14 protein-coding genes are annotated in these 15,288 nt (G+C 60.5%); 6 read left to right on the top strand and 8 right to left on the bottom strand.

The features are described 5' to 3' along the window. Nucleotides 1–11 precede the first annotated feature (11 nt). Together ND528_RS01135 and ND528_RS01130 are read right to left on the bottom strand one after the other, a co-directional pair. Entirely contained in the window at nucleotides 12–938 is a 927-nt protein-coding gene (locus ND528_RS01135; protein ID WP_263469384.1) for a 4-hydroxyproline epimerase, read from the bottom strand. Between the two features lie 22 nt (nucleotides 939–960). Next, nucleotides 961–2,586: an APC family permease gene (locus ND528_RS01130; protein WP_263469383.1), complete on the bottom strand. Its 1,626-nt coding sequence runs from the start codon at nucleotides 2,584–2,586 to the stop codon at nucleotides 961–963. A gap of 223 nt (nucleotides 2,587–2,809) precedes the next feature. Between ND528_RS01130 and ND528_RS01125 the strand changes: the two genes are divergently transcribed. Next, on the top strand, nucleotides 2,810–3,580 hold the full coding sequence (locus tag ND528_RS01125) for an AraC family transcriptional regulator (protein WP_263469382.1): 771 nt from the start codon (nucleotides 2,810–2,812) through the stop codon (nucleotides 3,578–3,580). Here ND528_RS01125 and ND528_RS01120 read toward each other — a convergent pair. Then, on the bottom strand, nucleotides 3,577–4,173 hold the full coding sequence (locus tag ND528_RS01120; protein WP_212616040.1) for a LysE family translocator: 597 nt from the start codon (nucleotides 4,171–4,173) through the stop codon (nucleotides 3,577–3,579). The genes ND528_RS01125 and ND528_RS01120 overlap by 4 nt on opposite strands. 54 nt (nucleotides 4,174–4,227) lie before the next feature. Beyond that, nucleotides 4,228–5,064, bottom strand: coding sequence for an AraC family transcriptional regulator (locus ND528_RS01115; protein ID WP_263469381.1), 837 nt, complete (start codon nucleotides 5,062–5,064; stop codon nucleotides 4,228–4,230). Nucleotides 5,065–6,095: 1,031 nt separating this feature from the next. On the opposite strand from ND528_RS01115, the gene ND528_RS01110 reads away from it, so the two are divergent. Continuing rightward, entirely contained in the window at nucleotides 6,096–6,392 is a 297-nt protein-coding gene (locus ND528_RS01110; RefSeq protein WP_263469380.1) for a hypothetical protein, read from the top strand. Nucleotides 6,393–6,471: 79 nt separating this feature from the next. On the opposite strand, the gene ND528_RS01105 is transcribed toward ND528_RS01110, so the two are convergent. Genes ND528_RS01105 through ND528_RS01095 form a run of 3 tightly spaced genes read right to left on the bottom strand, consistent with a single transcriptional unit; the run spans nucleotide 6,472 to nucleotide 9,988 of the window. Continuing rightward, complete coding sequence (locus ND528_RS01105; RefSeq protein WP_263469379.1) at nucleotides 6,472–7,710, bottom strand: nucleoside permease; 1,239 nt, start codon at nucleotides 7,708–7,710, stop codon at nucleotides 6,472–6,474. Nucleotides 7,711–7,752: 42 nt separating this feature from the next. Beyond that, complete coding sequence (locus tag ND528_RS01100) at nucleotides 7,753–8,835, bottom strand: sugar phosphate isomerase/epimerase family protein (RefSeq protein ID WP_130912831.1); 1,083 nt, start codon at nucleotides 8,833–8,835, stop codon at nucleotides 7,753–7,755. Then, entirely contained in the window at nucleotides 8,825–9,988 is a 1,164-nt protein-coding gene (locus tag ND528_RS01095; RefSeq protein ID WP_263469378.1) for a Gfo/Idh/MocA family protein, read from the bottom strand. Before ND528_RS01095 ends, ND528_RS01100 begins: the two co-directional genes overlap by 11 nt. Before the next feature lie 203 nt (nucleotides 9,989–10,191). On the opposite strand from ND528_RS01095, the gene ND528_RS01090 reads away from it, so the two are divergent. Beyond that, complete coding sequence (locus tag ND528_RS01090) at nucleotides 10,192–11,205, top strand: LacI family DNA-binding transcriptional regulator (RefSeq protein ID WP_263469377.1); 1,014 nt, start codon at nucleotides 10,192–10,194, stop codon at nucleotides 11,203–11,205. 5 nt (nucleotides 11,206–11,210) lie between these two features. Here ND528_RS01090 and ND528_RS01085 read toward each other — a convergent pair whose 3' ends face one another. Continuing rightward, on the bottom strand, nucleotides 11,211–13,592 hold the full coding sequence (locus ND528_RS01085; RefSeq protein ID WP_263469376.1) for a DUF3772 domain-containing protein: 2,382 nt from the start codon (nucleotides 13,590–13,592) through the stop codon (nucleotides 11,211–11,213). A gap of 165 nt (nucleotides 13,593–13,757) precedes the next feature. On the opposite strand from ND528_RS01085, the gene ND528_RS01080 reads away from it, so the two are divergent. Genes ND528_RS01080 through ND528_RS01070 form a run of 3 tightly spaced genes read left to right on the top strand, consistent with a single transcriptional unit; the run spans nucleotide 13,758 to nucleotide 15,245 of the window. Further along, nucleotides 13,758–14,267 (top strand): CinA family protein, encoded by a 510-nt coding sequence (locus ND528_RS01080; RefSeq protein ID WP_212616047.1) that lies wholly within the window; start codon nucleotides 13,758–13,760, stop codon nucleotides 14,265–14,267. Beyond that, nucleotides 14,264–14,782: a hypothetical protein gene (locus tag ND528_RS01075; RefSeq protein WP_122746922.1), complete on the top strand. Its 519-nt coding sequence runs from the start codon at nucleotides 14,264–14,266 to the stop codon at nucleotides 14,780–14,782. Before ND528_RS01080 ends, ND528_RS01075 begins: the two co-directional genes overlap by 4 nt. A gap of 7 nt (nucleotides 14,783–14,789) precedes the next feature. Continuing rightward, a complete protein-coding gene (locus ND528_RS01070) occupies nucleotides 14,790–15,245 on the top strand; it encodes a DUF421 domain-containing protein (protein ID WP_024012534.1) in 456 nt (151 codons plus the stop codon). Nucleotides 15,246–15,288: the final 43 nt, after the last annotated feature.

Raw genomic sequence — 15,288 nt, 5'->3', positions numbered from 1 at the left:
GGCGTGGCGGCTCAGATGCCCCACGCGAACGGGTCGCTGTCGTCGATCAGCAAGGTGCTGTCGGCGGTCATGTAGGCGCGGCCGGTGATGAACGGGCGAATGCGCTCGCCCTCCCATTCGAAGCGCCCTTCGAACTGGCTGCCCGTAATGCTCGCCTGGATCCACGGCGCGCCGGCTTGCAGCTTGTCGTCGGCGGCCAGGCAGGCAAGTTTGGCGCTGGTGCCAGTGCCGCACGGCGAGCGGTCGTAGGCTTTGCCGGGGCACATGACGAAGTTGCGGCTGTCGGCCTGATCGTCATCGGCGAACAGTTCGATGTGGTCGATGACCGCGCCGTCTTCGCCACAAATGCCTTGGTCCTCCAGCGCCTTGAGCATGGCCCAGGTGTACGCGGTCAGGTGTTCGACGTTGTCCATCGTCAACGTCTGGCCATGCTCGGAGACCAGATAAAACCAGTTGCCGCCATAGGCGATATCGCCGACCACGCGGCCAAAACCGGGAACGTCCACCGGCACCTGTTTGCGATAACGGTAAGCGGGCACGTTGCCCAGGGTGACCGAGCCATCGTCGTGCAGCGTCGCGCTGACTTGCCCCACCGGCGTGTCGATCTTGTGTACGCCCGGCTGGATTTTCCCCAGATGCTGCAACGAATTGATCAGGCCGATGGTGCCGTGGCCGCACATGCCCAGGTATCCGGCGTTGTTGAAGAAGATCACCCCGCAGGTGGCGTCTGCCGACACCGGCGGACAATACAGCGCGCCGACCAGAACATCGTTGCCACGCGGCTCGAGCAGACAGGCGCGGCGCCACTGATCGTGCTGGCTGCGCAGGGCATCGCGTTTATCGACCATGCTGTTGCCGGACAGCTCGGGGAAGCCGCTCATCACCAGCCGCGTCGGCTCGCCGCCGGTGTGGGAATCAATGACGTGTACTCGTTTCATGAAGAGATCCCGTTGGATGATTTCAGTAGGCGCCGGCAGGGCGGGCGCTGACGGTGGACGAGGGCGCAGGGCTGTCGCTTTCTTCGTCCTCGTCGTCCAGGCGCAGCAGATGGGCAGGCACGCCGGTCGCTGCGCCCCAGTAGTAAATGCCGGTGGCGCAAGCGGCGACGACGATCGTGTCGAACGGATGGGTGAGGATACCCAGGCCACCGAAGGTGCCGAGTTTCGACAGCACGATAGTCACCGCGTAGAAGGCGATCAGCCACGCCGATGAACGCACCTGACGCGCCAGACTCAGGTGTGCGGTCGGCACAAAGCGGCCACAGAACAGATAGATGACAAACATCAGGATTTGCAGGGCGAGCAGCCACGACACGGTGTTCCAGCCCGACCAGTAAACGATCAGCGCGGCGATGATGAACGACACCGGCCCGAGCAGGCCCATGCTCTTGACCCGGAACGGGCGCGGCATGTCCGGCGCATTGCGCCGCAGCGCCGCAACCGATACAGGCGCCACCGCATAGCTCAACACCAGCGCGGCGGAGACCACGTTGATCAGCGCTTCCCACGACGGGAATGGCAGGGTCCAGAACACCGACAGGGCGAAAGTCAGCCACAGCGCCGGACGCGGGATGCCGGACTTTTCATCGATGTGCGTGAAAACCTTGAAGAAGGTGCCGGTCTGCGCCCAGCCGTAGATCACTCGCGGCGTGGCATTCATGTAGATGTTGCCGCAGCCGCTCGGCGAAATGACCGCATCGGCAACCACCAGATACGCCAGCCAGCCGACACCGAGCGCCAGAGCGATGTCGCGATAGGGCAGGGCGAATTCCTTGCTGATGCCAGCCCAGCCGTTGGCGAGCATTTCCGTCGGGATGCTGCCGAGAAAGGCCATTTGCAGCAGCACGTAGATCAGAGTCGACAGCAGCACCGAGAGAATCAGCGCGATGGGAATGGTGCGCTGTGGATTTTTCACTTCGCTGGCCACGGAAATGATCGGCGTCAGGCCCAGGTAGGCAAAGATGATCCCCCCGGCAGAGACCGCCATCTCCACGCCGGACAGGCCGAATGGAGCGAATCCCTGAACCTGAAAGTTCTCCGGTTTGAAGAAAGTGAACAGCACGCCGATGACCAGCAACGGCACGATGAATTTGAACACGCTGACCAGATTGTTGGCCTTGGCGAAGGTCTTCACGCTGCGGTAGTTGAGCAGGAAAAACACGCAGAGCAGGCCGAACTGCACCAGCCAGCCGAGGATCGTCGGATCGCCACTGCCAGCCTTGGTCAGGCCAGGAAACCACGCCGCCGCGTATTGGCGCGAGGCGACCACTTCGATCGCCACCAGACTGGAAAACGCAATCAGAGTAATGAAGCCCATCAGGTAGCCGAGCAGCGGGCCGTGGGAATAAACCGGGTAGCGCACCACACCGCCGGCACGGGGCAATGCCGCGCCCAGTTCGCAGTAGACGATGCCCAGCAGCAACACGGCGAAACCGCCCAGCAACCAGGAAAAAATCCCCGCCGGACCGGCAATCGCCGAGACATGGCTGGCGGCGAACAACCAGCCGGAGCCGAAGATCGCGCCGAGTCCGATAAAGGTGAGGTCGATCAATGAAAGCTGTTTTTTGAACTTGCCTTGGCCTGACATGGCATCGCCTTCTTGTGAGTTATTGGATAGGCAGTTGTGTCACGTGGACGGCCAGACTTTGCACCGGTCGACGGCGGCGGCGATTGATGTTTTATGCAGGGATCGATGACGAATTCAGCACAATGGCGCTGGCGATTGCTGGGCCTCGACAGGGCCGTGACGTTGCTGCAATCTGCTCGCGGACGGCTTTTCTGGCGGTTCATCTTGAGGGGGGAAGTCTTTGATGCAGTCTGCGTTTTCGATCCTGTGCCAAGGCGCTGACGGCGTGCGTCCGCAGACCCTCGAAGAAGTGGTCGCCGGCGCCGCGCAGCTGTTGCCAATACTCGATGTGATCCCCAATGCGGCGATTTTCATCAAGGATCTGCAAGCGCGCTATGTGCTGGCCAACCGCACGCTGGTGCAGCGCTGTGGCTTGAAGGACCTGCGCCCGTTGCTCGGCAAAACCAGTGCGCAGGTTTTCCCGGCGCAGCTGGGTCCGGGTTACACCGAGCAGGATCGCAAGGTGCTGGAGCAAGGTTTCGTGTTGGAGGATCAGCTTGAACTGCACCTGTATGGCAGTCGCGAGCCGGGCTGGTGCCTGACCCACAAGCGGCCGATCTACAATCGTGACGGGACGATCATCGGCTTGGTGGGGATCTCGGTGGATCTGCAGTCAGCCAGTGAAACCCACCCGGCGTTCGAGCGCCTGGCGGCTGTCGATGAATACATTCGCGGCAATTTCAACCGGCGGGTGACGCTGGGTGAGCTGACGCGGATCGCCGGGATTTCCGTGGCGCAACTGGAACGCTACTGCAAACGCGTTTTTCACCTGACACCACGGCAGATGATTCAGAAAGTCCGCCTGGAACACGCGCATCGACTGCTGCACAGCGACTTGCCGATCACCGAGGTGGCGCTGCAATGCGGCTACACCGATCACAGCGCTTTCACTCGTCAGTTCAAGGCCTCGACCGGGTTTACACCACGCGAATACCGGCAAGCCACCGGGCATTAGACCAACACGGCCAGCCATGCCGAGAGCAGCAGAAGAAGGGCCAGTGCCGCGTTCATGCGCTTGAACGCTTGCGGTGAGCTGAGCAACCGCGCGCTGCCGACGCCAAGCAGCGCCCAGAGCGTCATGCACGGCAGCGATACCAGCAGAAACGCCAGCGACAACACCAGCAGGCGCAGCGTCTTGTCGCCGCCACCGACGAATACGCTGACCACCGCCACAGCCATCATCCACACCTTCGGGTTGACCAGTTGCAGCAGCGCCGCGCCGAATACGCTCAAGCCTTGTTCCTGGGCGGCATTCGGGTCCAGCGACGGCGGCGGGCTGCAAAAGATCTGCCACGCCAGCCAGCTCAACCAGAGCACGCCGCCCCAGGCCATCGCTTGCTGCACGCGCGGAAAGCGCAACAGGGTTTCGCCAGCACCGAGACCGACCACCAGCACGATCAGCGCGGCCGCCGCACAGGCGCCAAAAATGATCGGCAACGTGGCAATCAATCCGCGCCGCGAACTGTGGCTCAACACCAGAATATTGGTCGGCCCCGGGGTGATCGAGGCAACGAAAGCAAACAGCAGAAAGGGCAGTAAAGAAGCCATGGTGCAAATTCCTGAGAGTCGAAGCAGGACACCATGATCGTCAGCGGGCGGGCCTCAGTCTGGAAGATTTGAGCAGCGTTTGCGGTAGTCCGCCGGGGTCAATTGATAGGCGCGGCGGAACCAGCGCCCCAGATGACTCTGATCGGCAAAACCAAGCACGCTGGCCACCTGCGCTGGCGTCTCGCCGCGCGCGAGCAATTGCCGCGCCTTGGCCAGCCGCAGTTGGATCAGGTAGGCGTGAGGTGCCAGACCGAAAGCGGCTTTGAACGCGCGGGTCAGGCGAAAACGATCGACACCACAGGCTTGCGCTAGGTCGTCGAGGCCGATGTCTTCGTAGGTGTGGGCATGCAGATAGTCGCGCGCAACCTGCGCAACCAGTGGCAGGCGCGGATCGAAGTCCTGACGCTTGCGCCAGTCGAGGTGGCGGGTGAGGGACGCCAGCAGGCCATCCAGCGCAGTCTGCCGGACGATGCGCAGATCGCCGTCATGTAACACGTGGAAGGCTTGCACGATCGCAGTCGACAGGCGCGGATCGTGGCTCAGTGTGTCGGCAAAGCCTGGCTGACTGTCGGCGGGCGCCTCTTCGAACAGCGCGTGCAGTTCGCGCTCCAGCCAGTGCGGATCGAGGTACAGCATCGAGTAGGTAAAGCCATCCTCGGTCGGCGCATGGCCATCGTGGATTTCTCCCGGCTCAAGCAGAAACACATGCCCCGGCGTACTGCGATGACGCACGCGGCGGCAGTTGAATTGCTGCACGCCTTGTTCGGTAACGCCCACGAGAAAACTGTCATGCCAGTGCGGATCGTAGGCATGCCCACGGAAATGCGCCCGAATTGACTCGATCCCGGTATCGACATCCTGGGAAAGAGAGATCCAGTTGCGTTTGTCCATGGGAGGACTCCATAGGGCGGTTGAGCAGGGGCGTTTCTAAAATACCGCGTGGGGGAGGAGAGTGTTTAGAAGATTTGTGCAGATGCGCAGGGGGATCGCGTCAGGCAATGTGCCTTGGATGGGAGGGGACCAGAAAACGCAGACGAAAAAAAACCGCCTTCGCGGGGCGGTTTTTTATGGGCATCGATTTACGATCGAAGCCATGTGCTTCACCAGCCACCCTAACCAGGGTTGCCATGGTATGGAGTTTTACCGCGCCTTGCAACGGTTGAACAGCCGTTCGAAACAAGCGCGTCTACAGCCCTGCGAAAAATTTATATGTTTATGTTTGTTGAAGATTGTCTGGCAGAAATAACATTTAACAAAGGCGTGTCGTTGTTTGATGGATAACGGTATGCGCGGCACTTTTGTCTTGGGGTTTTCAGGTTAATATGCCCGCGCTCAACTGATAGAGCGGCTGAGAGGTTTGGCCGGGGGCGCGAAAGGTTTTACGCCCTTCGACACGGATTCGCACCCGTGCCGGAATGATGTCTCGAAGGGATTTCAACCGGCCGCCTCACCAGCCACCCTAACCAGTCGGCTGAAGGCACGCATGGTCCGGTAAGTTTGCTGGAGGTTTGGCCGCCAGCCCTGGAGGCCAAAACGTATGAAGCTTTTGCTGCGTACGCTGAGCCTTGTATGGAGATTGTTGAAAGCCTTGCGCTTTTACGAGTTCCTGCGAGACCACTTTGACGACTTGAAATAAGGGTCGTCTGAGTGGGGAAAGACCCGTTTCGGTTTCGACTGATACGGGTCTTTTTTTGTGTGGATAATGCTGTCAAAAATGAGATTGTCGGTTTATGTTTTCGACTTTGTAGGGCGTTTCGCTTAATGACGTAAGCAACAGCATAAAGATCAATCCATTAGCAGCTCATGCTCGACCAGCTATTGATCGCGTCAATAACAACCATTAAGTCAATGAAGTTCTCATATCCACGGTGCGGCGTAAGATCGGCTCCATACCCAACCACTGCAACTCGGAGCACATCATCATGAAACGCCAGACTATCCTCGGTATCGCTTTCTCGGTTTTTGCACTGAATGCCTTCGCCGCCACCGAAACCGATCCACTGTTCAGCGACGCAGTCGCTGCCACTCAAACAGACCGCTTGTTCAGCGATGCAGTAGCCGCAACCGAAACCGACCCGCTGTTCAGCGACGCAGTAGCCGCAACCGAAACTGACCCACTGTTCAGCGATGCAGTAGCTTCTGACGGTTCCGATCATCTGCAAGGCAATCGGGTCGCCGAAGGTGGCGCTGACCGCCTGATCGAACGTCGCAATGCTTGAGCGCAACGATGAGCATCGATAATGAATGCCGCCTCAACCACAGGCGGCATTCGTTCTGTTCATGCATTACAACTCTGCTCTAAACCGCACTCGGCAGCACAGCCTTGTCGCGATCGCGGCTCTTGAATGTCGCCCAGAAACACAGCAACACCGCCACGGAAAAACCAGCGGGGAACAGCCAGATGCTTCTCCAGTCATGCCCCGCGCTTGATGTGAAGTGGTCGGTAATCCGTCCCGCGATCCAGAAACCAATCAACATGCCCAATCCGTACGTAGCCAAGGTGATCAAACCTTGCGCCGAGCTGCGGAAGCGTTCCGGTGCCTTGGCATCGGTGTAGATCTGCCCGGACACGAAGAAGAAGTCATAGCACACGCCGTGCAGGGCAATGCCGATCAGCAGCATGAATGCCTGATCGTCGTTATTGCCGAACGCAAACAGCACGTAGCGCAACGCCCAGGCAGCCATGCCGACCAGCAGGGCGATCTTGATGCCGAAGCGATGGATGAACAGCGGCAACAGCAACATGAACAGCACTTCCGACACCTGACCGATGGCCATCTTCGCTGTCGGGTTGGTCACGCCTATCTCGGCCAGAAACGGATTGGCATTCTGGTAATAGAAGGCCAGCGGAATACAGATCAGGATCGAGGCGAGGAAGAACGCCAGATAGCTGCGATCCTTGAGCAAACCCAGCGCATCGACGCCGAGCATCTGCTTAAGGCTTGATGAGCCGGCTGCGCTTTTCAGCGGCGCGGTGTTCGGCAGACTGAAGCTGTAAAGCCCCAACAACAGCGACGCCACGGCGGACATCAGGAACGTATTGCGCAAGCCTCCGGCCGCGATGCTTTGCTGAGAGTCCCAGGCGAACACGAAGCTGATCACCACGCCGGCGACGATCCAGCCCACCGTGCCCCACACGCGAATGCGCGAGAACTCCAGCGCCGGGTCTTTGATCTGGCGGAACGCCACGGCGTTCACCAGTGCCAATGTCGGCATGTAGACCATCATGTAGGCGAGCACATAGGGATAAAACGCGCTGAAGTCTGCCGCGCGATAGAGCTGATAGAGCAGCACCGCGCCGAGCAGATGCAGCACCGCCAGAATGCGTTCGGCATTGAAGAAACGGTCGGCAATCAAGCCAATGACAAACGGCGCCAGAATCGCGCCCCAGGATTGCGTGGCGAAGGCCATGCCGACCTGACCACCGCTGGCGGCCAGCGTTGTCGCCAGAAAAGTGCCGAGGGTGACGAACCAGCCGCCCCAGATAAAGAACTGCAAAAACATCATCACGCTGAGTCGCGCATTCATTACGTTCATTTCAGATCACCGTATTGTTTTTATGTCGGTAACGCGGATGAATCAATCGTCAGTCAGGCCGAGCAGGCGTCGGTTGGAAGCAGCGTCAGCGCTGACTCCGGCGAAGTCGTCGAAGGCCTTGGCGGTCTTGCGGATCATGTGTCGCTCGATGAACGCCGCGCCTTGCGCCGCGCCCTGTGCGGAGTCTTTCAGGCAGCACTCCCACTCCAGCACGGCCCAGCCGTTGAAGTCGTATTGGCACAATTTGCTGAAGATCGATTTGAAATCGATCTGGCCGTCGCCCAGCGAGCGAAAGCGCCCGGGACGCTCGACCCAGCCCTGATAGCCGCCATAGACGCCTGAGCGCGCATCGGGGCGGAACTCGGCATCCTTGACGTGAAACATGCGGATGCGTTGGTGGTAACGGTCAATGAAGCCGAGGTAGTCCATTTGCTGCAGCAGCAGGTGGCTCGGGTCATACAGAATTGCGGCGCGGGGGTGATGATTCACCGCTTCGAGAAACTGTTCGAACGACGCGCCGTCATGCAAGTCTTCGCCGGGATGGATTTCGTAGCACAGATCAACGCCAGCCTCTTCGAAGCAGTCGAGAATCGGCAGCCAGCGCTTGCCCAGTTCGGCGAAACCTTGCTCGACCAAACCGGCCGGACGCTGTGGCCACGGATAGACGTAGGGCCAGAGGAGTGCGCCGGAGAAGGTCGCATGGGCCTTGAGTCCGAGGCGCTGGCTGGCGCGGGCGGCCAGTTTCAACTGCTCAATGGCCCATTCGGTGCGCTCCTGCGGCTTGCCGCGCAGTGCTGGTGGGGCGAAGTCGTCGAACAGGCTGTCGAACGCCGGATGCACCGCGACCAATTGCCCTTGCAGGTGCGTCGACAGCTCACTGATCACCACACCGGCGCGGGCGCAGACGGCGATGAGTTCGTCGCAGTAATCCTGGCTCTCAGCGGCGCGCTGCAAATCGATGAACCGCGTGCCGAGGGTCGGTACCTGAATGGCTTTGTAGCCTTGCGAAGCGGCCCACTCGGCAATGTTGGCGAGGGAGTCGAAAGGCGCTTCGTCGGCGATGAATTGCGCGAGGAAAATCCCCGGACCTTTCAGGCCAGTCAAATTTTGCTGATCACTGTTCATTGTGCTGGGCTCCTGTCAGTGGGCCGGGTATCTCGCTCCACTTTTCATTGCCAAGGTGATTGGCGATCGCGGTTTCAATGAAGGCCATGCCGCGCAGGCCGGTCTCGATGCCCGGTACGCCCGGTGCCAGATGGCCCTCGGCACCGCGAACAATCGCTTCGGCGAGATCGCCGTAGAGGTTGGCCATGGCTTCCAGATAACCTTCGGGATGCCCCGCAGGCAGGCGCATGCGTCGGGTTGCGGCGGCACACAGCCACGGCTGACCGACCCCGGAGCGCAGAATGCGCATCTGCTCGTTCAACGGTCGATGAATCAGGCTGGCCGGGTCCTCTTGGCGCCACTCCAGCCCACCCTTGTCACCGTAGACGCGGATCTTCAGCGGGTTTTCCTCACCGGCGCAGACCTGGCTGGCGAGCAATACACCACTGGCGCCGTCGCGCATTTTGAACAGCATCGCCACATCGTCATCCAGTTGCCGACCCTCGACATGCGAGCCGAGCATTGCGCTGATGAACTGGATCGACTGGCCGGCAACGAACTCGGCGAGGGAAAACGCATGGGTGCCGATGTCGCCGATGCAGCCGCCGATCCCGGATTGCGTCGGGTCGTCGCGCCAGCCGGCCTGCTTGTTGCCTTGCCCGGCGACATCGGTGCTGAGCCAGCCTTGCGGGTACTCAACAAGGACTTTGCGCACGCGCCCGAGCACGCCGCTGGCGACCATTTCGCGAGCCTGCCAGACCATCGCGTAGCCGAGGTAGGTGTGCGCCAGCCCATAAATTCGCTGGCTGTTGATGACCACCGAGCGCAGCGCCTGCACCTCGGCGAGGTTCAGCGCCGCGGGTTTCTCGCTGAACACATGAAAACCGGCGCTCAATGCCTCACGGGCAATTGGTGCGTGCAGATGATTGGGAGTGACGATGACCAGCAGTTGCATGCGCTGCTCGGCGGGCAGGGCGGCCTCGCGGGCGAGCAGGGTTTGCCAATCGTCGTAACAACGCTCGACCGCGACACCCAAGGCCGCAGCGGTGCGCTGATTATTCTCCGAGTCGCGGCTGAACGCGCCACAGACCAGTTCGAAGCGTCCGTCGAGGCCGGCGGCTTGCCGGTGGGCACGGGCAATGAATGAACCTTCACCGCCTCCAACAAAACCCATTCTTATTTTTGCGGCAGCGTACATGGCAGTCGTCTCGGTAGCTGGATGCAATGTTGATGAGCGATGTAACCGGTTACATCGTGGGCGAAATCTAGGCTTGAATTAGCCGAGTGTCAAATGTCAGCGGATGATCGACAGCGTTTCGATCGCTCGTCGCCTGCGGTAAGCTCCGCGCCTGATCGGCATGAATCAACGAGGTGGTTTTGTCCAATATTCGCGAAGTGGCTCGGCTGGCCGGGGTTTCCGTGGCGACGGTTTCGAGGACTTTGAAATCGCCCGAGCGTGTGCTCGCGCCAACCCGTGAGCGCGTCATGGCCGCCGTGGAGCAGGCCGGCTATCGGCCGAACCTGATGGCCGTGCAGTTTCGTTCGCGGCGCACCGGCAATCTGGTGATTCTGGTGCCGACCATCGCCAATACCTTCTTCGCCCGCGTCATCAGCGGCGCGCAGCAAGCGGCGCAGGCAGCCGGTTATCGCCTGCTGCTGTGCGATACCCAGGGCCGGGAAGAACTGGAGCGACAATTCGCCGAGCTGGTGTACGCCTATCAGGCCGACGGGGTGATCCAGTTGCGCGCTTACGATCCTTTCGAAAACGCTCCGGCCGACGCCGATATGCCGCCGATCGTTAACGCCTGCGAAGTGCTCAAGGCCGGGCGTTATCCAACCATCAGCCTGGACAACGTCGCCGCCGCCAAAGCCATGACCGACCACCTGATCGCCTTGGGACACCGACGCATCGGCCTGATCAAGGGGTCGAAAAACAGCCCGCTGACCCTGGATCGACTGGCGGGTTACGAAACGGCATTGCGCGAGGCCGGGATTGCCTTCGATGAAGCACTGATCTGCCATGGCAATTTCAGCCTCGAGGCCGGTTTTGCGGGAGCGCAAAAGATGCTCGCATTGGCCGAGCGGCCGAGCGCGCTGTTCTGCGAAAACGATGAAATGGCCATTGGTGCGCTCAAGCGCATCCGGCAGACTGGGCTGCGTGTGCCCGAGGATATTTCCCTGGTGGGTTTCGATGACATTCCCATGGCTGCGTACTGCGATCCGCCGCTGACCACCATCTCGCAACCGGCCGAGGCCTTCGGGGCCAAGGCGGTCGAGATGTTGATTGCGCTGATCGAAAAACAACCGCTGACAGAGCGGCATGTCGTCTTGCCGTTCGAGCTGACGCCACGCAGCAGCACGGCCCGCATCGACAACTCGGGCAAGCGCTAACCGAATCACGCCGCTGGCGGCTTCGCCAGCGCAATCCCCGCCGCACCCAACCGCTTCAACACTTCGAACAACAAATCGCTCTTGGTCAGCCCGACGATCCTCGGGCTGCCGACATAGCCGGTGACCGTGAGGGTTATGCCGTCCGGCGACAATTTGCTGAAGCGCACGAATGGTGCCGGTTTATCGAGGATGGTTTCGTTCTCATGATAGGCGTCGAGCAGCAGTTGTTTGACCTGCTCAGGATCGATATCCAGTGGAAACATCAGCTCCAGCGATGCCACACCTTGAGCACTGCCGCCGAGGGTAACGTTGCGCAGGTTCTGCGAGATCAGCTGCGAGTTGGGCACGATCACGATCGAGCGGTCGCTGAGCTGAATTTCCGTAGCACGCACGTTAATCCTGCGGATGTCGCCCTCGACGCCGCTGATGCTGATCAGGTCGCCGACTTTCACCGGGCGCTCGGTGAGCAGGATCAGGCCGGAGACGAAGTTCTTGACGATCTCCTGCAAGCCAAAGCCGATCCCCACTGACAGCGCACTGACGATCCACGCCAGATTGGTCCACTGCACGCCCAACGACGACAGCGTCAGCAGAATCACAAAGGCGTAGCCGATATTGGAAAACAGCGTGCTCAGCGACGCACACATGCCCGGGTCCATGTCGGTCTTGGGCAGGAACTCATTGTCGAGCCAGCGGCTCAATGCACGGATCAGCCAGATACCGATCAGCAGTGCCAGCAGCGCGTTGAGCAGATGCGCCGGGACGATATTCAGCTTGCGCAAACCGGCGCCGCCGAGGATCGACATGATGTTGGTGACCAGTTGGCCGAGGGTGGTGCCGATGCCGCCGACAAACAACGAAATCAGCGCCATCAGCATCAGGCCGGCGCGGCTGACGCCGGACAACAGGATCGACGTCTGCTCGAGGCGCCGATCGCTGACGCCGAGCAATTGCTTGAGCGCCTGGCCGCTCGCGTGTTTCGGCGAAAACAGGTGCTCACAGGCGTCCTTGACCAGCTGAATCAGCAAGTAGAAGCCCGACAGCACGACATAGCCCCACACCAATTCATAACTGATGAATCGCGCCAGCGAAACATAGCCGGCCAGCAGGGCGATGGCCGTCACCAACATCGAGAGACTGGCGACGCTGTAGATCAGCCCGGCGAACATGCTATTGGAAGCTGACGCGTCATTGGCCGCGATCAAGGCCTTGCGCACTTTGCCGACGCGCAACAGCATCGTGCCGATGATCGCCAGCACCACCATGGAAATCACGCCGCGCCCGGCCATCACGATGTGGCTGCTCATGCCTGTGGCATTGGCGACTTGCACCAGCGTCACCAACACCAGCAACGAGCAGGCGAGGATTCGCGGATAAGGCTTGAGGGCCAGCGCCACTGGATCGGCAATCGCCGGCAGGCGCCAGGACGGGTGCGCGGTGGAGAGCAATGCGCGGCTGAGCCCGGTGATCAGCACGCAGGCATAGACGACTTTCTCGAATTCTTCGGAGAAGGTTTCCAGCACCGGAGGCAGTGCGTCGTGGCGGGTGCAGGCGTAGAACAACAGCCTCAGGGCGATGGCGGTGGTGATGAAGGTCGCGATAGCTGAGGCGAAGGCCAAGGCACTGCGGCGCAAGCGGCCCTCCGCCACGCGATGAATGCAGAACCAGGTCAGCCCGCGCTCAGCCAGACGTCGGCCAAAGGTCCAGATCAGCAGTGCCAACAGCACCAGTACGCAAGTATAAAAACGTTCGCCCGGCGCCCAGACCGTCGCCCATACGTCAGCCACCTGCTCGACGAACAGTCGCAGGCGCTGGCGGTCGTCTTCGCTTGGATTGACCAGCGGTGCCCAGAAATACGGGCTCAATACGCTGCGCGTGCTCAGGGTCAGTTCGCTTTCCAGCAGGGTGCGGCGGATGCCGGCGATTTGCGTGATCAGATCGGCGGCGTTCTGTTTCAGTGCGGCGAGGCTTTTCAGGGTGCCATCGATCTTGCTTTTCTGCTCCGCCAGCGCCGCCCGCTGCGCGACGATATCGGCTTGCTCGGCGGCCACCTCGGCGTCTGGAGCGGTGCCGAGGACGCCCAGTTGCACCGCCAGTTGCGCCTGTTGCGGCAACAGCGCTGCCGACAACCGATCGACATCGAGAATGAACGCCTGCACCCGATCCTGCGGGCCTTCGAGCTGGTTGTAATTGTTTGCCGCCGAAATCTGCTGCTTGAGCCCGTCCAGGCGTTGTTGCAGGGCTTGCAGATCGCTTTGCGAAATCACCGGCATTGGCGCTGCGCCGGAGTTTGCCGGCGCGCCAAGGTCCGCCGCCCACAGTGCAGCGCTGCCCGGCATCAGCAGTAGGAACAGAATGAAAAACAACGACTTGAATGAACAGCACATGGGGGCGGCGAGCTCGAGTGGATCACACAGTCTATGAGGGTAGGTGATCGCGCCGAACGGGGCGGAAAACTTTCTCTGCAAGAGGCGCTTACACGCTCATCAAATCCGGCGGAATGATCCGCGCGGCGAGCGGTCAACCGGCAATAACAGCTTCGAGAGCATGCCATGTCCATTGCCAAGGAAACGATTGAATACCTGCGCCAACATTCACTGATCATCACCACCGCCGAATCCTGCACGGCCGGGGAAATCGTCATGTTGCTGTCGGAGGTGCCCGGCAGCGGCGAGTTGATCGAGTGCGGCTATGTGGTCTATTCGCCGCAAGCCAAGCAGCGCCTGCTGCACGTCAGCCCGGCGACCATGGAAACCTTCAATCTGACCAGCGTGGAAGTGGCCAGTGAAATGGCCATCGGTGCATTGCGCGACAGCACCGCCAACGTCGCCGTCGCCACCACCGGCATTCTCGGACCCGACGATATGGATGGCATCAAGGCCGGTACGGTGTGCTTCGCCTGGGCGTTTCAGTTCGATGACCGACATTTTCTTTTCAGCAGCCAGCAATGGTTTCCCGGATCGCGCAGTGAAGTGCAGACCATCGCTTCTGAATTCGCCCTGCAGCAGTTGCCGGACTATCACCGTCGCGCCTTGCGCGGCGAAGGAGGATGGCACCGATGAAGCACGACGCTGACCATCCCGATCTGCGCAGTCGGCAGTTCCCGGTGCAGGAGGACATGGCCTATCAGTTGAAGGTCTGGCGCTTCGAGCACATTGGTTGGTACCTGCTGGTGCTGTGCATGCTGCTCGGTCTGTTGGGGCTGTTTTCCCGGGGCGTGCTCAGTTCGCAGGACGCCCGCAGCGACGACGGCAAAGTCCAGGTCGAATACGAGATGTTCCACCGCAACGGCTCGACCAATCCGCTGAAACTCAGCGTGCACGCGGCGCCTGAAGCCACTGTCGAACTCGACATCGGTGGCGAGATGCTCGATGGCTTCAGCGTCGAAACCATGCAACCGGCCCCGGTGCGTATGCGCAGCTCAAAACAGGGCATGCGCTTGTGGTTGCAGGCGGATGCCCAGGGCCAGGCGACGCTCTATGTGACGCTGCGCGGTGACGGATTGGGCCTGTTTCGCAGCCATATCCGCGTGCCGGGCTCGAGCGAAGTGAAGCTCACTCAATTTATTTATCCATAGGTGACCCATGGACTCGGTGTTGCGCGCACTCGCGATGTATCTGGCACTGATGGTGCTGTTCAAAATTGCCGGCCGGCGTTCGCTGGCCGAGCTGACGACGTTTGATTTCGTCCTGCTGATGATCATCGGTGAAGCCACCCAGCAAGCGCTGCTCGGTGATGATTTTTCTCTGACCAATGCGTTTCTGGTGATCATTACGCTGATCGCTGTGGATGTCGGTTTTTCCCTGCTCAAACAGCGTTCCAGTTGGGTGTCGCGGCTGATCGATGGCGAGCCGACGATCATTGTCGAGAATGGCAAGCTGTTGCACCGACGCCTGCGTCATGCGCGGCTGGTCGAGGCGGATGTCATGGAGGCGGCACGCTCCAGTCAGGGCATAGAAACCATCGACCAGATCAAATTCGCAATCATCGAACGCAACGGCAAGATTTCCGTGATCCGCCAGGATCCGGAAGGCGGCTGAACATTTGGCGCCCCACGGCCGCAATTTTTTTGAACGCTGGAAA

The sequence above is a fragment of the Pseudomonas mercuritolerans genome (assembly GCF_025706525.1).
Lineage (GTDB): Bacteria > Pseudomonadota > Gammaproteobacteria > Pseudomonadales > Pseudomonadaceae > Aquipseudomonas > Aquipseudomonas mercuritolerans.
The sequence above is the reverse complement of the archived record's forward strand: the minus strand, read 5'-3'. Positions and strand labels throughout refer to the sequence as shown.

Bases quoted from the DNA above. Each gene is read 5' to 3' on its own strand.
- ND528_RS01135 (WP_263469384.1), bottom strand. From the start codon at position 938: ATGAAACGAGTACACGTCATTGATTCCCACACCGGCGGCGAGCCGACG.
- ND528_RS01095 (WP_263469378.1), bottom strand. From the start codon at position 9,988: ATGGGTTTTGTTGGAGGCGGTGAAGGTTCATTCATTGCCCGTGCCCAC.
- ND528_RS01080 (WP_212616047.1), top strand. From the start codon at position 13,758: ATGTCCATTGCCAAGGAAACGATTGAATACCTGCGCCAACATTCACTG.
- ND528_RS01110 (WP_263469380.1), top strand. From the start codon at position 6,096: ATGAAACGCCAGACTATCCTCGGTATCGCTTTCTCGGTTTTTGCACTG.
- ND528_RS01115 (WP_263469381.1), bottom strand. From the start codon at position 5,064: ATGGACAAACGCAACTGGATCTCTCTTTCCCAGGATGTCGATACCGGG.
- ND528_RS01070 (WP_024012534.1), top strand. From the start codon at position 14,790: ATGGACTCGGTGTTGCGCGCACTCGCGATGTATCTGGCACTGATGGTG.
- ND528_RS01075 (WP_122746922.1), top strand. From the start codon at position 14,264: ATGAAGCACGACGCTGACCATCCCGATCTGCGCAGTCGGCAGTTCCCG.
- ND528_RS01100 (WP_130912831.1), bottom strand. From the start codon at position 8,835: ATGAACAGTGATCAGCAAAATTTGACTGGCCTGAAAGGTCCGGGGATT.
- ND528_RS01130 (WP_263469383.1), bottom strand. From the start codon at position 2,586: ATGTCAGGCCAAGGCAAGTTCAAAAAACAGCTTTCATTGATCGACCTC.
- ND528_RS01105 (WP_263469379.1), bottom strand. From the start codon at position 7,710: ATGAACGTAATGAATGCGCGACTCAGCGTGATGATGTTTTTGCAGTTC.
- ND528_RS01120 (WP_212616040.1), bottom strand. From the start codon at position 4,173: ATGGCTTCTTTACTGCCCTTTCTGCTGTTTGCTTTCGTTGCCTCGATC.
- ND528_RS01085 (WP_263469376.1), bottom strand. From the start codon at position 13,592: ATGTGCTGTTCATTCAAGTCGTTGTTTTTCATTCTGTTCCTACTGCTG.
- ND528_RS01125 (WP_263469382.1), top strand. From the start codon at position 2,810: ATGCAGTCTGCGTTTTCGATCCTGTGCCAAGGCGCTGACGGCGTGCGT.